Source organism: Pseudomonas sp. NPDC088890 (assembly GCF_044900155.1).
Classification (GTDB): Bacteria; Pseudomonadota; Gammaproteobacteria; order Pseudomonadales; family Pseudomonadaceae; genus Aquipseudomonas; species Aquipseudomonas urmiensis.
The window spans coordinates 347,400-369,382 of record NZ_JBJDNG010000006.1 but is presented as its reverse complement, the minus strand read 5'-3'; the positions used below and the strand labels follow the sequence as shown (position 1 = coordinate 369,382).

General features: G+C 62.7%; 20 protein-coding genes. 12 read left to right on the top strand and 8 right to left on the bottom strand.

Annotation, left to right across the window (positions count from 1 at the left end; genetic code table 11):
* Positions 1-6 precede the first annotated feature (6 nt).
* From gcvP to ACI2JX_RS15790, 5 genes are all read left to right on the top strand, one after another.
* The gene (gcvP, locus tag ACI2JX_RS15810) at positions 7-2,862 is read left to right on the top strand and encodes an aminomethyl-transferring glycine dehydrogenase (protein WP_404690433.1); all 2,856 of its coding nucleotides are present in this window, start codon (positions 7-9) and stop codon (positions 2,860-2,862) included.
* Positions 2,863-3,020: 158 nt separating this feature from the next.
* Positions 3,021-4,397 carry an L-serine ammonia-lyase gene (locus ACI2JX_RS15805; RefSeq protein WP_404690432.1) on the top strand — a complete coding sequence of 459 codons (1,377 nt, stop codon included), beginning with the start codon at positions 3,021-3,023 and terminating at the stop codon, positions 4,395-4,397.
* A gap of 23 nt (positions 4,398-4,420) precedes the next feature.
* On the top strand, positions 4,421-5,545 hold the full coding sequence (gcvT, locus tag ACI2JX_RS15800) for a glycine cleavage system aminomethyltransferase GcvT (protein ID WP_404690447.1): 1,125 nt from the start codon (positions 4,421-4,423) through the stop codon (positions 5,543-5,545).
* A gap of 347 nt (positions 5,546-5,892) precedes the next feature.
* Positions 5,893-6,105, top strand: coding sequence for a cold-shock protein (locus ACI2JX_RS15795; RefSeq protein ID WP_186556447.1), 213 nt, complete (start codon positions 5,893-5,895; stop codon positions 6,103-6,105).
* Positions 6,106-6,198: 93 nt separating this feature from the next.
* On the top strand, positions 6,199-6,687 hold the full coding sequence (locus tag ACI2JX_RS15790; protein ID WP_186556448.1) for an RDD family protein: 489 nt from the start codon (positions 6,199-6,201) through the stop codon (positions 6,685-6,687).
* Positions 6,688-6,897: 210 nt separating this feature from the next.
* On the opposite strand, the gene lptG is transcribed toward ACI2JX_RS15790, so the two are convergent.
* Positions 6,898-7,959, bottom strand: coding sequence for an LPS export ABC transporter permease LptG (lptG, locus tag ACI2JX_RS15785; RefSeq protein ID WP_368973560.1), 1,062 nt, complete (start codon positions 7,957-7,959; stop codon positions 6,898-6,900).
* Complete coding sequence (lptF, locus tag ACI2JX_RS15780) at positions 7,952-9,067, bottom strand: LPS export ABC transporter permease LptF (RefSeq protein WP_264234878.1); 1,116 nt, start codon at positions 9,065-9,067, stop codon at positions 7,952-7,954. Before lptF ends, lptG begins: the two co-directional genes overlap by 8 nt.
* A gap of 284 nt (positions 9,068-9,351) precedes the next feature.
* Between lptF and ACI2JX_RS15775 the strand changes: the two genes are divergently transcribed.
* The 5 genes from ACI2JX_RS15775 to rlmF all read left to right on the top strand — a co-directional run bounded on the left by ACI2JX_RS15775 (position 9,352) and on the right by rlmF (position 15,911).
* Positions 9,352-10,842, top strand: a complete 1,491-nt coding sequence (locus ACI2JX_RS15775) for a leucyl aminopeptidase (RefSeq protein WP_392465178.1) — start codon at positions 9,352-9,354, stop codon at positions 10,840-10,842.
* Between the two features lie 50 nt (positions 10,843-10,892).
* Positions 10,893-11,321 carry a DNA polymerase III subunit chi gene (locus tag ACI2JX_RS15770; protein ID WP_264234876.1) on the top strand — a complete coding sequence of 143 codons (429 nt, stop codon included), beginning with the start codon at positions 10,893-10,895 and terminating at the stop codon, positions 11,319-11,321.
* A 5-nt stretch (positions 11,322-11,326) separates the two neighbouring features.
* Positions 11,327-11,698 (top strand): DNA polymerase III subunit chi, encoded by a 372-nt coding sequence (locus ACI2JX_RS15765; RefSeq protein WP_264234875.1) that lies wholly within the window; start codon positions 11,327-11,329, stop codon positions 11,696-11,698.
* Positions 11,699-11,997: 299 nt separating this feature from the next.
* A complete protein-coding gene (locus ACI2JX_RS15760; RefSeq protein WP_264234874.1) occupies positions 11,998-14,844 on the top strand; it encodes a valine--tRNA ligase in 2,847 nt (948 codons plus the stop codon).
* A gap of 110 nt (positions 14,845-14,954) precedes the next feature.
* The gene (gene rlmF / locus ACI2JX_RS15755) at positions 14,955-15,911 is read left to right on the top strand and encodes a 23S rRNA (adenine(1618)-N(6))-methyltransferase RlmF (protein ID WP_404690431.1); all 957 of its coding nucleotides are present in this window, start codon (positions 14,955-14,957) and stop codon (positions 15,909-15,911) included.
* A gap of 50 nt (positions 15,912-15,961) precedes the next feature.
* On the opposite strand, the gene ACI2JX_RS15750 is transcribed toward rlmF, so the two are convergent.
* Positions 15,962-16,243: an HU family DNA-binding protein gene (locus tag ACI2JX_RS15750; protein WP_186554000.1), complete on the bottom strand. Its 282-nt coding sequence runs from the start codon at positions 16,241-16,243 to the stop codon at positions 15,962-15,964.
* A gap of 403 nt (positions 16,244-16,646) precedes the next feature.
* On the opposite strand from ACI2JX_RS15750, the gene yejK reads away from it, so the two are divergent.
* Positions 16,647-17,654: a nucleoid-associated protein YejK gene (gene yejK / locus ACI2JX_RS15745; protein ID WP_186554001.1), complete on the top strand. Its 1,008-nt coding sequence runs from the start codon at positions 16,647-16,649 to the stop codon at positions 17,652-17,654.
* Here yejK and ACI2JX_RS15740 read toward each other — a convergent pair.
* The 4 genes from ACI2JX_RS15740 to ACI2JX_RS15725 all read right to left on the bottom strand — a co-directional run bounded on the left by ACI2JX_RS15740 (position 17,635) and on the right by ACI2JX_RS15725 (position 20,571).
* Positions 17,635-17,949, bottom strand: coding sequence for a GIY-YIG nuclease family protein (locus ACI2JX_RS15740; RefSeq protein ID WP_264234872.1), 315 nt, complete (start codon positions 17,947-17,949; stop codon positions 17,635-17,637). The genes yejK and ACI2JX_RS15740 overlap by 20 nt on opposite strands.
* A 41-nt stretch (positions 17,950-17,990) precedes the next feature.
* The gene (locus ACI2JX_RS15735) at positions 17,991-18,461 is read right to left on the bottom strand and encodes a nuclear transport factor 2 family protein (RefSeq protein WP_312153002.1); all 471 of its coding nucleotides are present in this window, start codon (positions 18,459-18,461) and stop codon (positions 17,991-17,993) included.
* 164 nt (positions 18,462-18,625) lie between these two features.
* Positions 18,626-19,906, bottom strand: coding sequence for an MFS transporter (locus ACI2JX_RS15730; protein ID WP_264234870.1), 1,281 nt, complete (start codon positions 19,904-19,906; stop codon positions 18,626-18,628).
* Positions 19,907-19,920: 14 nt separating this feature from the next.
* Positions 19,921-20,571: a FadR/GntR family transcriptional regulator gene (locus ACI2JX_RS15725; protein ID WP_186554004.1), complete on the bottom strand. Its 651-nt coding sequence runs from the start codon at positions 20,569-20,571 to the stop codon at positions 19,921-19,923.
* A 143-nt stretch (positions 20,572-20,714) separates the two neighbouring features.
* Here ACI2JX_RS15725 and ACI2JX_RS15720 point away from each other — a divergent pair, with 143 nt between their 5' ends.
* Positions 20,715-20,864, top strand: coding sequence for a hypothetical protein (locus tag ACI2JX_RS15720; RefSeq protein WP_264234869.1), 150 nt, complete (start codon positions 20,715-20,717; stop codon positions 20,862-20,864).
* Positions 20,865-20,936: 72 nt separating this feature from the next.
* On the opposite strand, the gene hisC is transcribed toward ACI2JX_RS15720, so the two are convergent.
* Positions 20,937-21,983 (bottom strand): histidinol-phosphate transaminase, encoded by a 1,047-nt coding sequence (gene hisC / locus ACI2JX_RS15715; protein WP_404690430.1) that lies wholly within the window; start codon positions 21,981-21,983, stop codon positions 20,937-20,939.

The window sequence follows — 21,983 nt, the reverse complement described above, 5'->3', positions numbered from 1 at the left end:
ACTGCCATGACCATCAACCTCGGCACCGCCAACGAATTCATCGCCCGCCATATCGGCCCACGCAGCGCTGACGAGCACGCCATGCTCGCCACCCTGGGCTTCGACTCGCTCGAGGCGATGAGCGCCGCCGTCATCCCCGACAGCATCAAGGGCACCAGCGTCCTGGGTAGCAGCGACGGCCAGAGCGAAGCTGATGCGCTCGCCGCGCTTAAAGCCATCGCCGGCAAGAACCAACTGTTCAAGAGCCTGATCGGCCAGGGTTACTACAACACCCACACCCCGGCACCGATCCTGCGCAACCTGCTGGAAAATCCGGCCTGGTACACCGCCTACACCCCGTACCAGCCAGAAATCTCTCAAGGCCGCCTGGAAGCGCTGCTCAACTTCCAGACCCTGATCAGCGACCTGACCGGCCTGCCGATCGCCAACGCCTCCCTGCTCGACGAAGCCACCGCAGCTGCCGAGGCCATGACCTTCTGCAAACGCCTGTCGAAGAACAAGGGCAGCCATGCCTTCTTCGCTTCGGCCCATTGCCACCCGCAAACCCTCGACGTACTGCGCACCCGCGCCGAACCGCTGGGCATCGACGTGGTGGTTGGCGATGAGCGTGAACTGACCGACGTCAGCGCCTTCTTCGGCGCGCTGCTGCAATACCCGGCGAGCAATGGCGACGTGTTCGATTACCGCGAACTGGTGCAGCGTTTCCATGCGGCCAACGCCCTGGTCGCAGTCGCTGCCGACCTGCTGGCCCTGACCCTGTTGACCCCACCGGGTGAGTTCGAGGCCGACGTGGCCATCGGCAGCGCCCAGCGTTTCGGCGTGCCGCTAGGCTTCGGTGGCCCGCACGCGGCCTACTTCGCCACCCGCGACGCGTTCAAGCGCGACATGCCGGGGCGTCTGGTCGGCGTGTCGATCGACCGCTTCGGCAAGAGCGCCCTGCGCCTGGCCATGCAGACCCGCGAGCAACATATCCGCCGCGAGAAGGCCACCAGCAACATCTGCACCGCACAGGTCCTGCTGGCCAACATCGCCAGCATGTTCGCCGTGTACCACGGCCCGGCCGGCCTCAAGCGCATCGCCGAACGCACTCATGCACTGACCGCGATCCTGGCCGCAGGCCTTGAGCAACTGGGCGCCAAGGTCGTCACCCAAGCCTATTTCGATACCCTGACCCTGGCCACCGGCCAAGCGACCGCCGCCCTGCACGACAGGGCGCGCGCCCAGCGCATCAACCTGCGCCAGATCGACGCCGAGCATCTGGGCCTTTCGCTCGACGAAACCAGCACCCAGGCCGATGTCGAAACCCTCTGGCAGCTGTTCGCAGGCAACCAGCCTGTGCCTGAGTTCGCCGCCGTTGCCGCGGCCAGCGCCTCGCGCCTGCCAGCCGCGCTGCTGCGCCAATCGGCAATTCTCGAACACCCGGTATTCAACCGCTATCACAGCGAAACCGAGCTGATGCGCTACCTGCGCCGCCTGGCCGACAAGGACCTGGCGCTGGACCGCAGCATGATCCCGCTGGGCTCGTGCACCATGAAGCTCAACGCCGCCAGCGAAATGATCCCTGTGACCTGGGCCGAGTTCGGCAATCTGCACCCGTTCGCGCCTGCCGAACAGAGCCAGGGCTACCTGCAGATGACCACTGAGCTGGAAGCCATGCTCTGCGCCGCCACCGGCTACGACGCCGTGTCGCTGCAACCCAACGCCGGCTCCCAGGGCGAATACGCAGGCCTGTTGGCGATCCGTGCCTACCACCGCAGCCGCGGCGAGGCGCATCGCAATATCTGCCTGATTCCCTCCTCGGCCCACGGCACCAACCCCGCTACCGCGCACATGGCCGGTATGCGCGTGGTGGTCACCGCGTGTGACGCGCGTGGCAACGTCGACATCGACGATCTGCGCGCCAAGGCCCTCGAGCACCGCGAGCAGCTCGCGGCGATCATGATCACCTACCCATCGACCCATGGCGTGTTCGAGGAAGCAATCGGCGAGATCTGCGCGATCATCCACGACAACGGCGGCCAGGTGTACATCGATGGCGCCAACATGAACGCCATGGTCGGCCTGTGTGCCCCCGGCAAGTTCGGTGGCGACGTGTCGCACCTGAACCTGCACAAAACCTTCTGCATCCCCCACGGGGGTGGTGGCCCGGGCGTCGGCCCGATCGGCGTCAAATCGCACCTGGCGCCGTTCCTGCCAGGCCACGCCGCACTGGAAAACACTAGCGGCGCCGTTTGCGCAGCACCGTTCGGCAGCGCCAGCATTCTGCCGATCACCTGGATGTACATTCGAATGATGGGTGGTGCGGGTCTTACCCGGGCTTCGCAGATGGCCATCCTCAACGCCAACTACATCGCCCGTCGCCTGGAAGAGCACTATCCTGTGTTGTACACCGGCGGCAATGGCCTGGTAGCGCACGAATGCATCCTCGACCTGCGCCCGCTCAAGGACACCAGCGGCATCAGCGTCGATGACGTGGCCAAGCGCCTGATCGACTTCGGCTTCCACGCCCCGACCATGTCCTTCCCGGTCGCCGGCACACTGATGATCGAACCGACCGAAAGTGAGTCCAAGGAAGAACTGGACCGTTTCTGCGAGGCAATGATCAAGATTCGTGAAGAGATTCGCGCAGTCGAGACCGGCAGCCTGGACAAGGACGACAACCCGCTGAAGAACGCGCCGCACACCGCCGCTGAGCTGGTCGGCGAGTGGAACCATGGCTATAGCCGTGAGCAGGCGGTGTACCCGCTGGCGAGCCTGATCGAAGCCAAGTACTGGCCACCGGTGGGCCGCGTCGACAACGTGTTTGGTGATCGCAACCTGGTGTGCGCTTGCCCGTCGATCGAGAGCTATCAGGACGTCTGAGCCCAGGCACATGCGGGGGCTGCGCTGCAGCCCATCGCAGGCTCCGCCAGCTCCCACACCAGCAACACTCATAGCCCTGTAGGAGCGGACGTTGCCTGCGAGTGGCCGCCAAGCGGTCCTGCTGCTGCGCCAAGCCCACCGAACCGAGGAGCAAGCTAATGTCACTGAGCGTCTTCGACCTGTTCAAGATCGGCATCGGCCCCTCCAGTTCTCACACCGTTGGCCCGATGCGCGCCGCTGCGCGCTTCGCCGAAGGGCTGCGGCGCGATCACCTGTTGAGCCAAACCGTCAGTGTCAAAGCCGAGCTGTACGGCTCGCTGGGCGCCACCGGCAAAGGCCACGGCAGTGACAAGGCGGTGTTGCTCGGCCTGGAAGGCGAGCAGCCCGACACGGTCGACACCGAATCCATCCCCGCCCGCCTGCAGACAATCCGCGAAAGCGGCCAGTTGCGCCTGCTCGGCGAACAGCCGATTGGCTTCGTCGAAAAGCAGCACCTGGCGATGATCCGCAAACCGCTGGATTACCACCCCAACGGCATGATCTTTCGCGCTTTCGACGCAGCCGGATTACAAATCCGCAGCCGCGAGTACTACTCGGTCGGTGGCGGTTTCGTGGTCGACGAAGAGGCGGCTGGGCACGATCGCATCGTCGAGGACCGCACGCCACTGACCTACCCCTTCACCACCGGCAAAGAGCTGCTCGCCCATTGCAGCGCCCAGCAACTGTCGTTTAGCCAGGTGATGCTGGCCAACGAAGCCGCCTGGCGCCCGGAAAGCGAGACCCGTGCTGGCCTGCTGCGAATCTGGCAAGTGATGCAGGACTGTGTCGCGGCCGGCTGTCGCCATGAGGGCATCTTGCCGGGCGGGCTGAAGGTCAAGCGCCGGGCGCCGGCGTTGTACCGGCAACTCAGCCAGCACCCGGAGGCGAGCCTGCGCGACGCCTTGTCGGTGCTCGACTGGGTCAACCTCTATGCCCTGGCGGTCAACGAAGAAAATGCCAACGGCGGGCGCGTAGTCACCGCACCGACCAATGGCGCGGCCGGGATCATCCCGGCGGTTCTGCACTACTACATGCGCTTCGTGCCCGGTGCCAGCGACGATGGCGTAGTGCGTTTTCTGCTGACCGCCGCGGCTATCGGCATCCTGTACAAAGAAAACGCCTCGATCTCCGGCGCCGAAGTGGGCTGCCAGGGCGAGGTCGGCGTGGCGTGCTCAATGTCCGCTGGGGCGCTGTGCGAAGTGATGGGCGGCACCCCGCAGCAAGTCGAGAACGCTGCCGAAATCGGCATGGAGCACAACCTAGGCCTGACCTGCGATCCCATCGGCGGCTTGGTTCAGGTGCCCTGCATCGAGCGCAACGCCATGGGCTCGGTGAAGGCGATCAACGCCGTGCGCATGGCCTTGCGCGGTGACGGCCAGCACTTCGTCTCGCTCGACAAGGTGATCCGCACCATGCGCCAGACCGGCGCCGACATGAAAAGCAAATACAAGGAGACCGCCCGCGGCGGTCTTGCCGTCAACATCATCGAATGTTGAGCCAACAACAAATCAAGGAGTAGCTGATGTCCGAAACACTGCACAAGACCCCACTGCACGCCCTGCACGTGGAACTGGGCGCACGCATGGTGCCGTTCGCCGGCTTTGACATGCCCGTGCAGTATCCGCTCGGGGTGATGAAGGAACACCTGCACACCCGCGAACAGGCCGGCCTGTTCGATGTTTCGCACATGGGTCAGATCCGCCTGCTCGGCGCCGACGCCGCCCGTGCCCTGGAAACCCTGGTGCCGGTGGATATCGTCGACCTGCCGGTGGGTATGCAGCGCTATGCCATGTTCACCAATGAAAGCGGCGGCATCCTCGATGACCTGATGGTCGCCAACCTGGGTAACGATGAGCTGTTCCTGGTGGTCAACGCCGCCTGCAAAGAGCAGGACCTGGCCCACCTGCAACAGCACATCGGCAACCGCTGCGACGTCCAGCCGCTGTTCGAAGAGCGCGCCCTGCTCGCCCTGCAAGGCCCAGCGGCGGTCACGGTGCTGGAGCGCCTGGCACCCGAAGTGGCTGGGATGACCTTCATGCAGTTCCGTCCCATCACATTGCTCGGCCAGGACTGCTACGTCAGCCGCTCGGGCTATACCGGCGAAGACGGCTACGAGATTTCCGTGCCTGCGGCCGGTGCCGAGGCCCTGGCCCGTCGCCTGCTGGCTGAACCTGAAGTCCAGGCCATCGGCCTGGGCGCGCGCGACTCGCTGCGCCTGGAGGCCGGGCTGTGCTTGTATGGCCACGATATGAACAGCGCCACCACACCGATCGAGGCCAGCTTGCTCTGGGCCATTTCCAAAGTGCGTCGGGCCGATGGTGCGCGCGCAGGTGGCTTCCCCGGCGCCGCTGCGATCTTCGCCCAGCAGCAGCAAGGCGTGGCCCGCAAGCGTGTCGGCCTGTTGCCGCAAGAACGCACTCCGGTGCGTGAGGGCGCCGAGATTGTCGACGAGGCCGGCAACATTGTTGGCGCAGTGTGCAGCGGCGGCTTTGGCCCGACACTCGGTGCACCGCTGGCAATGGGTTATGTCGATAGCGAACATGCCGCACTCGATACCTCGCTGTATGCCCTGGTCCGGGGCAAACGAGTTGCCTTGAAAGTCAGCAAAATGCCTTTTGTCGCGCAACGTTACTATCGCGGTTGAAAGCCGTTTCGAGCAGGCGGGCAATATTCGTTTTCGAACCTGCCCAATAACTTTTGAACATGGCGCCAGCCCAGGCGCCATGCCGCCTGCAGACAAACGGGGCGGTTATCGGAAAAAGGCCGAAATCGGCGAATGGGCAGGGCTTGTTTTTGTCTTGGGAGTTGGCGTACATTCAGCTCACTGTGTTTGCATGGGTCGCAACAGTTCGTGACCTGGGCCAGTAGCTGCAATCTGCTACAACCCGTTCGACGTCTCTTACTTTCCTGCAACCCAGCCCAGTACGCTTTCGTCTATTCGATACGAAAGAAACTGTTATTACTCTCTAAAGATTCATAGGAAATAAGACAATGGCTGAGCGTCAGAACGGTACCGTCAAGTGGTTCAATGACGAAAAAGGTTACGGTTTCATCACCCCAGAGAGCGGTGCTGACCTGTTCGTTCACTTCCGTGCCATTCAAGGCAACGGTTTCAAGAGCCTGAAAGAAGGCCAGAAGGTGACTTTCGTTGCCGTCCAGGGCCAGAAAGGCATGCAGGCTGACGAAGTTCAAGCCGAAGGCTGATCTGCGTTAAAAAAGCCCCTGCATTGATCCGCAGGGGCTTTTTTATGCCTGCAATTCCATAGAATGGGCCTTTGCCATCTGGAGTTGCCCTGCATGCCCAAGCATTCCCTTTCTCCCCAGGGTGATTTCCCGCCTGTTGGCCTGGGCCGTCGCCTGGCGGCGATGTTCTATGACTTCCTGCTGTGCACCGCCCTGCTGATCGTCACTGCCGGGGTGTACAAGATGATCCAGATGGCGATCATCGGCGAGGCGCGCATGCGCGAGCTGACCGATGCCGGTGCGTTGGATGGTGATCCGCTGCTGTCGACGATCCTGGTGTTTGCGTTGTTTGGTTTTTTTGCCAAGTTCTGGACCCATGGCGGCCAGACCCTGGGCATGCAGGTGTGGGGCGTGCGCGTGCAGAACGCCGATGGCAGCGCGATCAGCCTGTGGCAGGCGCTGCTGCGTTTTGTGGTGTCGATCGCTTCGTGGCTGTGCTTGGGGATGGGGTTTGTCTGGTCGTTGATCGACAAGCGCAAGCGCAGCTGGCATGACATCTACTCCGAGACCCAACTGGTGCGGGTTCCGAAACAGAAGAAATAACCTGCCCAGTGGATCAGCCCCTGTAGGAGCTGGCTTGCCTGCGATGGGCTGCGAAGCAGCCCCAATAAATCTGGATAAGACACCAAGTCTGCGCAAGGCCTGTAATTTTTGGGGCTGCCTTGCAGCCCATCGCAGGCAAGCCAGCTCCTACAGAAAATTGCCCATGAAAAAGCCGACCCCAAGGTCGGCTTTTTCACATCGCCCAGGCCATCAGCCCGCTCGACGCAACAACCACACCCCAGCCAGCGCACAAACGCCTGCCGGTATCACCACCGCCAACAGCGGCGGGAAGCCAAATACCTGGCTGGATGGGCCAAGCAGGTCTTGGGCAATCCGGAACACAAAGCCCACCAATACACCGGTGAACACACGTTGCCCCAGGGTCACCGAACGCAGGGGGCCAAAGATGAACGAAATCGCCATCAGCACCAGCGCCGCGGTCACCGCCGGCTGCAGCACCTTGGTCCAGAACGCCAGCCAGTAGCGGGCATTGTTCAGGCCTTGGTCAGACAGGTAATGGATGTAGTCCCACAGCCCGGTAATCGACAGCGACTCAGGCGCCAGCACTACGGTATTGAGCAACTGCGGGGTTACCGATACATCCCAGCGCTCTTCCGGGGCCTTGACCACTTCGGTGTGGTCGCCACGGAAGTGGGTGGTGGTGACATCGTTGAGCACCCAGTGGTCTTCGTTGTACTTGGCCCGGCGGGCAAAGCTGGAGGTGACGATCTTGCGCTCATCGTCGAAGCGATAGCGGGTCACCCCCAACAGCAGGCCGTTAGGCTGCACCGAGTTGATGTGCACGAACTCTTCGCCCTGGCGGTGCCACATGCCGCGCTTGGAGCTCTGCGCCTCGCCACCGCCCTGTGCCAGCGAGCGCTCGGCCTGACCCTTGTTTTCGGTAACCGGGGCGACGTACTCGCCGATCAGCAGACCGACCAGCATCAGCACCAGCATCGGTTTCATGACCGCCCAGACGATCCGCCCGATCGACACGCCGGCAGCCCGCATGATGGTCAGTTCGCTGCTGCTGGCCAGGCTACCCAGGCCGATCAGGCAGCCGATCAAGGCCGCCATCGGCAGCATCTCGTAGAGCCGGCGAGGCGCGGTCATCAAGACGAAGTAACCGGCGTCGAGCACGGTGTAGGTATCGCTCAGGTCGCCCATCTCATCGATGAAGGCGAATAGCGAGGCCAGGCCAAGAATGATGCCGAGCACAGCCAGGATGGCCAGCAGCACGCTCATGCCGATATAGCGATCCAGCTTAACCATGAGCCACCCCCGCACGCCGCGCAGCACGTTTGAGGCGCATTGGCTCCCAGTACATCAGGCCCAGGCCGATCAGCAGGAACAGCCCGTGCACCCACCACATGCCCAGGGCGATCGGGAGCTTGCCCTTCTCCAGGGCGCCGCGTACGGAAATCAGCATTGTCAGGTAAGCCATGTAGAGGAGGATCGCCGGCAGCAGCTTGAGGAAGCGGCCCTGGCGAGGATTGACCCGCGACAGCGGGACTGCCAGCAAGGTCACGACAAACACCAGCAGCGGCAGCGACAGCCGCCATTGCAGCTCGGCACGCTCACGCAGGCCTTTATGGCCGATCAGCTCGGACGTGGGGATCGCTTCACGCTCGGTGACTTCTTCACTGACTTCAGGCTTGGGCAGCAGCACGCCGTAGGTGTCGTACTTGATCGCTCGGTAGTCGGCCTGGCCAGGGTTGCCGTCGTAGCGGTAGCCGTTTTCCAGGATCAGGTAACGGTTGCCGTCGGCCTGCACTTCCTGGTGGCCTTTTTCGGCAACCAGTACCGAAGGCGCGCGGTCCTTGGTCTTGTCGGCGTTAAAGCGCTTCTCGGAAATGAACACGCCAGCCAGATTGACCCGGTCATCGGACAGCTGCTCGGTGTAGGTCACCCGTGAGCCATCGCGCAGGGTCTGGAAACGCCCAGGCACCAGGGTGTCGAACTCGGTCAGGGCATCTTGCTGATTGATGATCTGCTGTACCTGCGACACACCTTGTGGCGCCAGGCTCAAGCTCAGCCAAGCGACCAGCAGGGCGACCAGGGCCGCTGGGGCCATGGTCATCGCCAGCAGGCGTTGCTGGCTCATGCCGGTGGCCGAGAGCACGGTCATCTCGCTCTCCAGGTACAACCGGCCATAAGCCAGCAGAATGCCCAGGAACAAGCCCAACGGCAGGATCAACTGCAAGAAACCCGGCAGCCGGAAGCCCATGATCAGGAACAGCACGCTCGGGTCGAGCACGCCCTGGGCGGCCTGAGCCAGGTATTTGATGAAACGCCCGCTCATGATGATCACCAGCAGCACAGCGCTGACGGCGCTCAAGGTCAGCAGGACCTCGCGGGACAGATAACGAAAGACGATCAAACCAGACACTCCTGGGTTGTCAGGGGCGAACAGCCAATTAATGGCTTCGGACAGCCAAGACCTATGCCGGTTCGCCAACGGCGAACCTCCATGTAAAGTGCGCGCATTATCCTGTGATTGACCTCGCCTGTCACTTGGCCGCGCATGACAGTACATATCGGGGTTGTCAGCGGCCTTGCCCCAGGCTCAAACTGGCAGCTTTTCCGCTGGCACGCGACCACGCGGCCAAGCCCGCTTCGAGCGCGCACCCATTGCGCCAACTCACAGATCTACGGGGTCCTGACATGGAACTGGTTGTAAAAAGCGTAGCTGCTGCATCGTTGAAAACCGCCACGCTGGTAGTAGCCGTCGGCGAGGGGCGCAAGCTCGGCAACATCGCCAAGGCCGTCGATGAGGCATCCAATGGCGCCATCTCCGCCGTGCTCAAGCGTGGCGACCTGGCTGGCAAGCCTGGCCAGACCCTGCTGCTGCACAGCCTGCCGGGCCTGAAGGCCGAGCGCGTGCTGCTGGTTGGCAGCGGCAAGGACGCCCTGGGCGATCGCAGCTGGCGCAAACTGGCCGTGAGCGTGGCCGGCGTGCTGAAGAGCCTGGGTGGCAGCGACGCGGTACTGGCCCTGGACGATATCGCCGTCACTGGCCGCGACGCGCATTACGGCAAATACCGCCTGCTGGCCGAAACCCTGCTTGACGGTGACTACCTGTTCGACCGCTTCAAGAGCCAGAAGGCCGAGCCGCGCGTGCTCAAGAAAATCACCCTGCTGGCCGACAAGGCCGGCCTGGCCGAGGTCGAGCGTGCCGTCAAGCACGCCAGCGCGATCGCCAGCGGCATGTCCTTGACCCGCGACCTGGGCAACCTGCCGCCGAACATCTGCCACCCAAGCTACCTGGCCGAACAAGCCAAGGAACTGGGCAAGGCCAACAAAGGCCTGAAGGTCGAAGTGTTCGACGAGAAGAAGATCAAAGACCTGGGCATGGGCGCGTTCTACGCCGTTGGCCAAGGCAGCGAACAGCCACCACGCTTGATCGTCATGCAATACCAGGGCGGCAAGAAGAGCGAAAAACCGTTCGTACTGGTGGGTAAAGGCATCACCTTCGACACTGGCGGCATCAGCCTCAAGCCAGGCGCCGGCATGGATGAAATGAAGTACGACATGTGCGGCGCGGCCAGCGTGTTCGGCACCCTGCGTGCGGTGCTCGAGCTCAAGCTGCCGATCAACCTGGTGTGCATCCTGGCCTGCGCCGAGAACATGCCAAGTGGCAACGCCACCCGTCCTGGCGACATCGTTACTACCATGAGCGGGCAAACCGTGGAAATCCTCAACACTGACGCCGAAGGCCGTCTGGTGCTGTGCGATGCCCTGACCTACGCCGAACGCTTCAAGCCGCAGGCGGTGATCGACATCGCCACCCTGACCGGCGCCTGCATCGTCGCCCTGGGCAGCCACACCACCGGCCTGCTGGGCAACAACGACGATCTGCTCGAGCAACTGCTCAGCGCTGGCAAGCGGGCCGACGACCGCGCCTGGCAGCTGCCGCTGTTCGACGAGTACCAGGAGCAGCTGGACAGCCCGTTCGCCGACATCGCCAACATCGGCGGACCGAAGGCCGGCACCATCACCGCGGCATGCTTCCTGTCGCGCTTTGCCAAGGCCTACAACTGGGCGCACCTGGACATCGCCGGCACCGCCTGGATCAGCGGCGGCAAGGACAAAGGCGCCACTGGCCGCCCCGTGCCCCTGCTGACCCAATACCTGCTCGACCGCGCCAACGCCTGACCCCGCACGGCGGGTGCGCCGCTCGCGGCCACCCGCCAACGGACTGAACCATGAGCCAAGTAGATTTCTATATCCTGCCCACCGACTCGCTGTCGGCGCGGCTGGATTTCGCCTGCAAGCTGTGTGAGAAAGCCTGGCGCCTCGGCCACCGGGTCTACCTGCATTGCCAGGACGGCGAACAGCGCGAACAACTCAACCAGCGTCTGTGGCACTTCAAGGGCGAGGCCTTCATCCCCCACGACCTGGCCGAGGCCCACGCCGACGCTGCAGTGGTGCTGGGTTTGGGGAGTGACGCCGGTGACCATCGCGACTTGCTGATCAACCTGGGCGGCGACGTTCCGGGGTTTGTCGAGCAGTTCGCCCGGGTGGCCGAGATCGTCGTCGAGGAGCCCAGCATTCGCCTTGCCGCACGAGAGCGGTTCCGTTTCTACCGTGAACGGGGCTATGCTCTGCAAGATCACCGCCTACAGCGACTTTAACGACGATGGACAAGCACTCTCCCCTGCCCGATTCTGCCCATCTGCTCGACGACCTGGAGTCGATCCGCGAGCTGTTGGGTGATGCCGACCTGCAACCACCACTGCTGACCGATACGGTCGAACAGATTCCCCTGCTGCTGGACGAACCCGCCGGCAATGCACCGGCTGTAGCGCAGCCGGTAGCCCCTCCCACTGCCGAAGAAGAAGACCCGCAGACTCGCCGCCAGGACACCCTGCTGCGCCTGGACGCCGAACTGCGTGCCGCTGCCCAGTTGATCATGCAAGACGTGATCAACGACTTCACCCCGCATATCGAAACCGAGATCAAGCGCCGCCTCGATGCGCGTATGGAGCGCCTGCTCAAGCGCCCCGAGTAAGCCTCAAACCTGAATGTGTCCGTTGTGACCCTATCGCGGGGCAAGCCCGCTCCCACGCCTTCTCAAAGCCAAGCCTGCGTGGGAGGAGCATCTGCTCACGCGCCTTGTCAAAGCCAAGCCTGCGTGGGAGGAGCACCTGCTCACGCGCCTTGTCAATGGGCAAGCCTGCGTGGGAGCGGGCTTGCCCCGCGATAGGGCCAGACCTACATAACAACACCCCAGCAGCTTGTCGCTTGAAACCTACGGCTCCGTTATACTTCTCGGCTTTCCCGAATTAATGCCTAAGGGTCCCGCCGCGCATGGATAAGACCTACCAGCCGCACGCCATCGAAACTTCCTGGTACAACACCTGGGAGTCCGAGAACTATTTCGCCCCACAAGGTGCAGGCGAGTCCTACACCATCATGATCCCGCCGCCGAACGTGACCGGCAGCCTGCACATGGGCCACGGTTTCAACAACGCGATCATGGACGCCCTGATCCGCTTCCGCCGCATGCAGGGTCGCGACACCCTGTGGCAGCCCGGCACCGACCACGCCGGTATCGCCACCCAGATGCTGGTCGAGCGCCAGCTCGAGGCCAAGGGCCAGAACCGTCATGACCTGGGCCGCGAGCAGTTCCTGGAGAAGGTCTGGGAGTGGAAGGAGCAGTCCGGTGGCAACATCAGCCGGCAGATCCGCCGCCTGGGTTCGTCGGTCGACTGGAGCCGCGAGCGTTTCACCATGGACGACGGCCTGTCCGACGCGGTCAAGGAAGCCTTCGTCCGCCTGCACGAAGACGGCCTGATCTACCGCGGCAAGCGCCTGGTCAACTGGGACACCAAGCTGCACACCGCCATCTCTGACCTGGAAGTGGAAAACCACGACGAGAAAGGTCACCTGTGGAACCTGCGCTACCCGCTGGCCGACGGCGCCAAGACCGCCGATGGCAAGGACTACCTGGTCGTCGCCACCACCCGTCCGGAAACCCTGCTGGGTGACGCTGCGGTCGCGGTCAACCCGAATGACGAGCGCTACCAGGCCCTGATCGGCAAGTTCGTCAAGCTGCCGCTGGTCGGCCGCCTGATCCCGATCATCGGCGACGATTACTGCGACCCGGAATTCGGCACCGGCTGCGTGAAGATCACCCCAGCCCACGACTTCAACGACTACGAAGTCGGCAAGCGCCATAACCTGCCGCTGCTGAACATCTTCGACAAGAACGCCCTGGTACTGGCCAGTGCCCAGGCCTTCAACCTCGACGGCAGCGTCAACGAGCAGATCGACACCAGCCTGCCGGCGCAATACGCCGGCCTCGACCGCTTCGTTGCCCGCAAGCAGATCGTTGCCGATCTCGATGCCCAGGGCCTGCTGGTCAGCGTCGATGACCACGCGCTGAAAGTGCCGAAAGGCGATCGCTCCGGCACCGTCATCGAGCCGTGGCTGACCGACCAATGGTATGTCTCCACCAAGCCGCTGGCAGAACCTGCCATCGCCGCTGTGGAAGACGGTCGCATCCAGTTCGTGCCCAAGCAGTACGAAAACATGTACTTCTCGTGGATGCGTGACATTCAGGACTGGTGCATCAGCCGTCAGCTGTGGTGGGGCCACCGGATCCCGGCGTGGTACGACGAGGCCGGCCAGGTCTACGTTGGCCGCAACGAGGAAGAAGTACGCGCCAAGCACAACCTGGGCAGCGACGTAGTCCTGCGCCAGGACGACGACGTGCTCGACACCTGGTTCAGTTCCGGCCTGTGGACCTTCTCCACCCTCGGCTGGCCAGAGCAGACCGAGTTCCTGAAGAAATTCCACTCCACCGACGTGCTGGTCACCGGTTTCGACATCATCTTCTTCTGGGTCGCCCGGATGATCATGCTGACCATGCACCTGGTGAAGAACGAAGACGGCACCCCGCAGGTTCCGTTCAAGACCGTCTACGTCCACGGCCTGGTGCGCGACGGCCAAGGCCAGAAGATGTCCAAGTCCAAGGGCAACGTGCTTGACCCGCTGGACATCGTCGATGGCATCACCCTCGAGGCCCTGCTGGAAAAACGCACCAGCGGCATGATGCAGCCCAAGCTTGCCGAGAAGATCGCCAAGCAGACCAAGGCCGAGTTCCCCGAAGGCATCGCCAGCTACGGCACCGACGCCCTGCGCTTCACCTTCTGCTCGCTGGCGTCCACCGGTCGCGACATCAAGTTCGATATGGGCCGCGTCGAAGGCTACCGCAACTTCTGCAACAAGATCTGGAACGCCGCCCGCTACGTGCTGGACAAAGGCGAAGACTGCGGGCAGAACGGCGAGGCCTACGAGCTGTCGCTGGCCGACCGCTGGATCATCTCGCAGTTGCAGCGCACTGAAGCCGAAGTCACCCGGCAGCTCGAGCAGTTCCGCTTCGACCTGGCCAGCCAGGCGCTGTACGAGTTCATCTGGAACCAGTACTGCGACTGGTACCTGGAGCTGTCCAAGCCGGTACTATGGGACGAAAACGCCCCGGTCGAGCGCGCCCGCGGCACCCGTCGCACGCTGGTACGCGTGCTGGAAGTGGCCCTGCGCCTGGCACACCCGTTCATGCCGTTCATCACCGAAGAGATCTGGCAGCGCATCGCGCCGCTGGCAGGCATCGACGGCAAGACCATCATGCTGCAACCGTGGCCCGTGGCCAATGACAGCCGCATCGACGTAGCGGCCGAAGGTGACATCGAGTGGCTGCAACAGCTGATGGTCGGTCTGCGTAACATTCGCGCCGAGATGAACATTGGCCCAGGCAAACCGCTGCCGCTGTTCCTCAAGAACGCCAATGCCGACGACCAGCGTCGCTTGCAAGAAAACGAAGCGCTGCTCAAGAAGCTGGCCAAGGTCGAGTCGTTCACCGTGCTCGGCGAACAGGACGAAGCGCCACTGTCGGCCACCGCACTGGTTGGCGATCTGCAGGTGCTGGTGCCAATGGCCGGCCTGATCGACAAGGACGCCGAGCTGGCTCGCCTGAACAAGGAAATCCAGCGTCTGCAAGGTGAAGTGCAACGGGTTGGCGGCAAGCTGTCCAACGCCGCCTTCGTCGACAAGGCACCGCCTGCGGTAATCGACAAGGAACGCGCCAAGCTGGCTGAAGCCGAGCAGGCGCTGGCCAACTTCACCGAGCAGCATGCGCGGATTGCCGCGCTCTAAACCTCAGTGAAGCCATCGCGGGGCAACCCTGCCCCCACGCCCCCGCTCCGGTATTGGAGTGCAGGCGTGGGTGCGGGCTTGCCCCGCGATGCTTTACACAGGACACCCCTATGACCGACAAACCCACCCTGCACCCGCGCAACCGCCACCAGGGCCGCTATGACTTCCCCAGCCTGATCAAGGCACACCCGGACCTGGCCCGCTTCACCATCACCAACCCCTACGGCAAGCCCAGCATCGACTTCGCCAACCCTGAAGCGGTACGGGTGTTCAACCGCGCGCTGCTCAAGGCCCAGTACGGCATCCAGCACTGGGACATCCCGGCCGACTACCTGTGCCCACCGATTCCAGGCCGCGCCGACTACATCCACGTACTGGCCGACCTGCTTGCTGAAGACAATGCCGGCGAGATCCCGCGTGGCGCCCAGGTACGTGCCCTGGACGTTGGCGTAGGTGCCAACTGCATCTACCCGCTGCTCGGCCACAGCGACTACCGCTGGCGCTTCCTCGGCTCGGACATCGACCCCATAGCCCTGGCCTCGGCTAAAGCCATTGTCCAGGCCAACGGTCTCAATAAAGCCATCAGCCTGCGCCAGCAGAGCAACAGCAAGCACATCCTCAGCGGCTTGCTGCAGGCCGACGAACGCTTCGATATCACCCTGAGCAACCCACCCTTCCACAGCTCGCGCGACGAAGCCACCCGCGGCAGTCAACGCAAGTGGAAAAACCTCGGCAAGCAGGACCCCAAGCGCAAGTTGCCGGTGCTCAATTTTGGTGGGCAGAACAATGAGCTGTGGTGCGAAGGCGGCGAGATTCGCTTCGTCACGCAGTTGATCGCCGAGAGCGCTGCCTGCGGCCAACAAGTGCTGTGGTTCACCAGCCTGGTGTCCAAAGCGAGCAATCTGCCAGGCATCGAAGCGGCCCTGAAGAAAGCTGCCGCCAAAGCGGTGCGGGTCATCGACATGGGCCAGGGCCAAAAGCAGAGCCGCATGGTGGCCTGGAGCTTTCACGACGATGCCGCGCGCCAGGCCTGGCATGCCCAGCGCCTGGGTAAAACGCAGGCGTAAAAAAACCGCGTCCGGGCAAGCCGGGCGCGGTTTTACGCAAGCGTCGACAATTACTTGTTGACGGCGTCGGTCAGGACCTTGGCAGGTACGAACTTGACGACTTTCTTGGCAGCGATTTCGATGGCAGCGCCAGTCGAAGGGTTGCGGCCGGTACGGGCAGGACGCTCGGTGACTTTCAGCTTGCCGATGCCTGGCAGGGTGATCTCAGCGCCGTTTTCCAGCTGGTCAGCAACGATCTGGCCCAGTTGCTCCAGAGCATTGCGAGCGGTGGTTTTTGGCGCGTCGATTGCTTCGGCGATGTCGGCAATCAGTTGGTCTTTGGTCAGTGCCATTGTGGTGTTCCTTCCCTAAAAATTCAGAGGTTATGCAGCGTGCTACGTCGTTATCGGGCCAGCCCGAAACTGTCCGGCGGGCCGCGCCAATCGCGTATGTAGATACGAAAATCGGCGTTTGGTTCGACACGACGCAAGCGATCTGCCAGCAATGCGCCATTCAAGGGGCGCAAGACCGCGCAAAGCTACCACAGGAATAGATAAATATCCGCTGCCAGCTTGGTTTTTATGCAGGTTTTTCGGGGGCTTACCCCGAAAACGCAAAAAATCGAACAAAAAACGAACAACCGCCATTTACGCCAACTTCTGGCCACTGCATCACCCAATCTCTGGGTTAAACTGATCGACTTTGCACAGCGCACCCTTGGCCATCGCCACGCGTGCTCCAACCTCCGAGATTTCCATGCCAATCCGTCATTGCATCGTTCACCTGATCGACAAGAAGCCTGATGGCAGCCCCGCCGTGCTGCATGCACGGGATAACGAGCTGGGCGCATCGGACGCCATCGAAAACCTGCTGGCCGACCTCAACGACAGCTACAACGCCAAGCAAGGCAAGGCGTGGGGCTTGTTCCACGGCGAATCCGGCGCCTACCCGTTCAGTGGCTGGCTCAAGCAGTACCTGAGTGAAGAAAAAGACTTCACCGCCTTCAGCCGGATCGCGGTCGAGCACCTGCAAAAACTGATGGAAGAGTCCAACCTCTCCACCGGTGGCCATGTGCTGTTCGCTCACTACCAGCAAGGCATGACCGAGTACCTGGCCATCGCCCTGCTGCACCACAGCGACGGCGTGGCGGTCAACGCCGAGCTCGACGTGACCCCCTCTCGCCATCTGGACCTGGGCCAACTGCACCTGGCGGCGCGGATCAACCTGTCCGAATGGCAGAACAACCAGGCTTCCAAACAGTACATCTCGTTCATCAAGGGCAAGAACGGCAAGAAGGTCTCGGAGTACTTCCGCGACTTCATCGGCTGCCAGGAGGGCGTCGATGGCCCCGGCGAGACCCGCACCCTGCTCAAGGCGTTCAGCGACTTCGTCGAAAGCGAGGACCTGCCTGAGGAGTCGGCGCGCGAGAAGACCCAGACCCTGGTCGACTACGCCACCAGCCAGACCAAGATGGGCGAGCCGGTCACCTTGGAAGAGCTTTCCAGCCTGATCGACGAAGACCGCCCCAAGGCGTTCTACGATCACATCCGCAACAAAGACTACGGCCTGTCGCCGGAAATTCCAGCCGATAAGCGCACGCTCAACCAATTCCGCCGCTTCACCGGGCGCGCCGAGGGCCTGTCGATCAGCTTCGAGGCTCACCTGCTGGGTTCGAAAGTGGAATATGACGAAGAAGCGGGCACGCTGATCATCAAGGGCCTGCCGACCCAGCTGATCGATCAGCTCAAGCGTCGCACCGACTAAGACCTGGCCAGGAGGCCACCAGGGCCTCCTTGGCAGATTTGCGCAGCTTCTTCACCAGGCGCTCCTGGCGCAGTGCTTCGGCCTTGTCTGGCCATTGCTCGACATACACCAGCGCCTGCGCCGGGCTGGTCTTGAAGTAGCGCGCGCCCTGGCCTTTCTGGTGCTTGAGAAAACGTCGCTGTGGATCATCGCTGATACCGCAGTACAGCGAACCATTGGCGGCGCGCACCAGGTAGACGTACCAGGGCTTGGCGGACGGGGGGATGCCGGGCTGGGGGATAGCAGTCTCGCTCACGGTTGTATTCAAGCCAACGGGAAGGCGTCAAGCTTACCCGCTCAACGCGCCTGCTGAAACGCCCGCAAACCCTTGAACGCCTGTTGGCGAACCTTGTTCTGCAACATCGGCGACCAGCCCAGCAGCACCCCTGGCATGCCCAGGGCCTGGCGCGACCAACGCCACAGGTCGAAGCTGTCGTGGTGCTGGCTGATCAAGCCGTCGCGAATGACGAAGCGGGCCTGGATATCGTTGATCACCACCCGGCCGGTCTGGCTGAACAGGTAGGTAGCCACCCAATGCGCGCAGCCGCTGTCCTGGTTGGCGCGTACTTGATCGAAGGTCAGGCTGAAATCCTTGGCGCGCGTGGTGAGCAGACGCCACATGTCGCCGGCATCCTGGCCGCGCAAGGTGCCGAAGACCGGGTCGCTGAACTCGACATCAGCGCTGTAGCAGGCCACCATCGCTTCGGCATCGAGGCGCTGGAAGGCCTGGTAGAAGCGGGTGATCAGGGCTTGGTTGGCGTCGCTCATGGGGGTGTCCGTCCTGGGGCTCAAGAGCTGAACGATAATCTGCGTTGCGGCGCAATGCCATGCCCATTTGTGTCATGAATGGATGCTGCGTCGAGCGATCGCCGGACAAGCACGCCCTACGTGGGAGCGGGCTTGTCCCGCGATAAAGCCGGCACCGACAACCGCTAAACCCGCTCGCTGACCACTTGCACATGCTGCGCACGCCCGGCTTTCAGGCCAAATACAATCGCCCCGGTACCCAGTACGGCAAAGATCCACCCCACCGCCGCCCAGCCGCCGGTCAGATCATGCACCAGGCCCACCGCGAACGGCCCCATCGAGGCCAAGGTGTAACCCACGCCTTGGGCCATGCTCGACAGGTTGGCGGCAACGTGCGCATCTTTCGAGCGCAGCACGATCAGCGTCAGCGCCAAGGCAAAAGTACCGCCCTGCCCCAGGCCCAACAGCACCGCCCAGCCCCACAGCCCTGACAGCGGCGCATACAGGCAGCCGAACAGGCCCGCCAAGGTCACCAACATGACGATCACGATGGCCAACCGCTGATCCTTGCCACGCGTCGCCAGCCACGGCGCACTCAGCGAACTGATCAGCTGCACGATCACCGATCCCGACAGCACCAACCCGGCCTCGGTAGGGCTCAGGCCACGACCGATCAGGATCGACGGCAACCAACCGAAGACGATGTACGCCAGCGACGATTGCAGGCCCATGTACAGCGTGACCTGCCAGGCCAGCGGGTCGCGCCACAGGCCGCGCACCTTGTAGGCCACCTTGTGGGCGCCATGGCCCTGGCGTGCCTGCGGTAACCAGACCAGCATGGCCAACAACGCCGGGACCATCCAGAAGCCCAGGCCCATTGCCCAGCTCCCGGAAAAATGCTGGCTCAACGGCACCGTGGCACCGGCGGCCATGGCCGCGCCCAGGCACAGCGCCATGGTGTAGACGCCGGTCAGTGTCCCGGCCTGCTGAGGGAAATCGCGCTTGACGATGCCAGGCAGCAATACCCCGATAATGCCGATGCTGGCGCCGGCCATCAGGCTGCCGAGGAACACCCCGATCGCGCCAAAAGCGCTGCGTACTACAATCCCCAAGGCCAAGGTCAGGAGAATGCCAAGGATCACCCGCTCGCTGCCAAAGCGGCGTGCCAGCACAGGTGCCAGCGGCGCGAACAGGCCCAGGCACAGCACCGGTAAGGTGGTCAGCAAACCTGCTGCCGAAGCACTCAGACCGAGCCCCTCGGACACCTGCCCTAGCACCGGCGCCATGCTCGACAAGGCCGGGCGCAGGTTCAGGGCCACTAGGACCAGGCCCAACAGCAGGAGCCAGGGGCGCCGCAGCACCACCGGTTGCTGTTGAACCTGCTCATCATCGGCCTCGGCGTCGATCAGCAGTTCATCGAGTTCCGGCTCATGGGCAGGGGAAGTGCGCGTCAGTTGTTCGGCCATGGGGCTTCTCGTTTTCAGGATTCGATAAGGGTCCGGCTCAGGCGCTTGGCCCGCTCCGGATCACGTTGCTCGATGGCGTCGAGGATCTGCTCATGCAGGTCGAACACCGACTGGCAGCGGGGGACGGCGCTCATATTGCGCTGCAACGCTGCCGCGACCACGCCAGAGAAATAGCGGTACAGCTCACTTAGCGCTGGGTTGTGCGCAGCGTCGACCAGGCGCTGGTGGAACACCAGGTCACAGGCGATGTAAGCGTCGAGGTCGGCATGAAAATGCGCCTCGCTGCCCTTGAGCGCCTCGCGCAGACCTTGCAAATCCGCTTCGCTGCGGCGCAGGGCCGCCAGGCCAATAGCTTCGGCCTCCAGAATATGCCGCGTCTCACGGGCCTGCTCCGGCGTGCAGCGGGACATCGCCTGCACAGCCTGCAATGGGTCTTGGGCGGTGCGCAGGTAGCTGCCATCGCCCTGGCGAATTTCCACCAAGCCACTGAACGCCAACACCCGCATCGCCTCGCGCACGGTATTGCGGCTGATGCCCAGCTCGGCGGCCAACTCAGGTTCGGTCGGCAGACGTTGACCCACCGTCCATACGCCGTCGAGGATGCGTTCACGCAGTTGCTCCACGGCCATTTCCACCAAGGAGCGACGGACTAATTCAGTTGCCATGCCCACTCACCCAATCATCCTACGAATTTTTACAGTCTACTCCAGCACACTAACCACTGAAAACCACCTGGTAATTTTGCTAGTTGCGCGGCCGGAAGGGCTTTGTGACGCTTCGCCTACCGTTCGTCAGCGAGAAATGAGTGATGCGTGACCACAGAGGCCTGGCCATAGTGATTGCTTTGGTGGCCGTGACCGCGCTGGTGTTCAGCGTGGTGATCCAAGGCCAACCCGCACAGACAAGGTCGCCGAAAACGCTATTCATCGGCATGGATGGCGCTGAGCTTGAGCGATGAAATGAAGGCGGGACAAAGGCAGTAACAACCCTACCGGCCGTTAACAGGCCGGTAGGTAGAGCGGGCGCGCGATCAGCTCAAGGCATCGATCAGCGCCTGGTTCATTTCCGGCGTGCCGATGGTGATCCGCAGGAACTGGGCGATGCGCGCTTGCTTGAAGTGCCGCACGATCACGCCTTGCTCGCGCAAACGTGCCGCAAGTTCTGCTGCGTCCTGCTGCGGATGACGGGCGAAAATGAAGTTGGCCGCCGATGGCAACACTTCGAAGCCTTTGCCCTGCAATTGCTCGACCAGCAGTTCGCGGCTGTCGATCACCTTGCGGCAGGTTTGTTCGAAATAAGCACGGTCTTCGAACGCTGCCGCCGCACCGACAATCGCCATGCGATCGAGCGGATAGGAGTTGAAGCTGTTCTTGATCCGCTCCAGCGCATCGATCAGGTCCGGGTGGCCAACCGCCAGACCAACCCGCAGGCCTGCCAGCGAACGCGACTTGGACAGGGTCTGGGTGACCAGCAGGTTGTCGTAGCGGTCGACCAGACTGATGGCAGTCTCGCCGCCAAAATCGATGTAGGCCTCATCGACCACCACTACCGAGTCGGGATTGGCCTGCAGCAGCTGCTCAACCACTGCCAGCGGCATCAAGCATCCGGTTGGCGCGTTGGGGTTGGGGAAGATGATCCCGGCGTTGGGCTTTTTGTAGTCCTCAATGCGGATCTGGAACTGCTCATCCAGTGGCACCTGCTCGAAGGGGATGCCATACAAGCCGCAGTAAACTGGATAGAAGCTGTAGCTGACATCGGGGAACAACAGCGGCGCGCCGTGCTGGAACAGGCCGTGGAAGATGTGCGCGAGCACCTCGTCCGAACCGTTACCGACGAACACCTGCTGCGGTTTGACCCCATAGTACTCGGCGACCGCCTGCTTGAGCCGGTCGCCATTAGGGTCCGGGTACAGGCGCAGGTTGTCGTTCAACTCACCACGCATGGCCTCCAGCGCCTTGGGCGATGGGCCGTACGGGTTCTCGTTGGTGTTGAGCTTGACCAGCTTGGTCAGCTTCGGCTGCTCGCCCGGCACGTAAGGCACCAGGTCCTTGACGAAGGGGCTCCAGAATTTACTCAT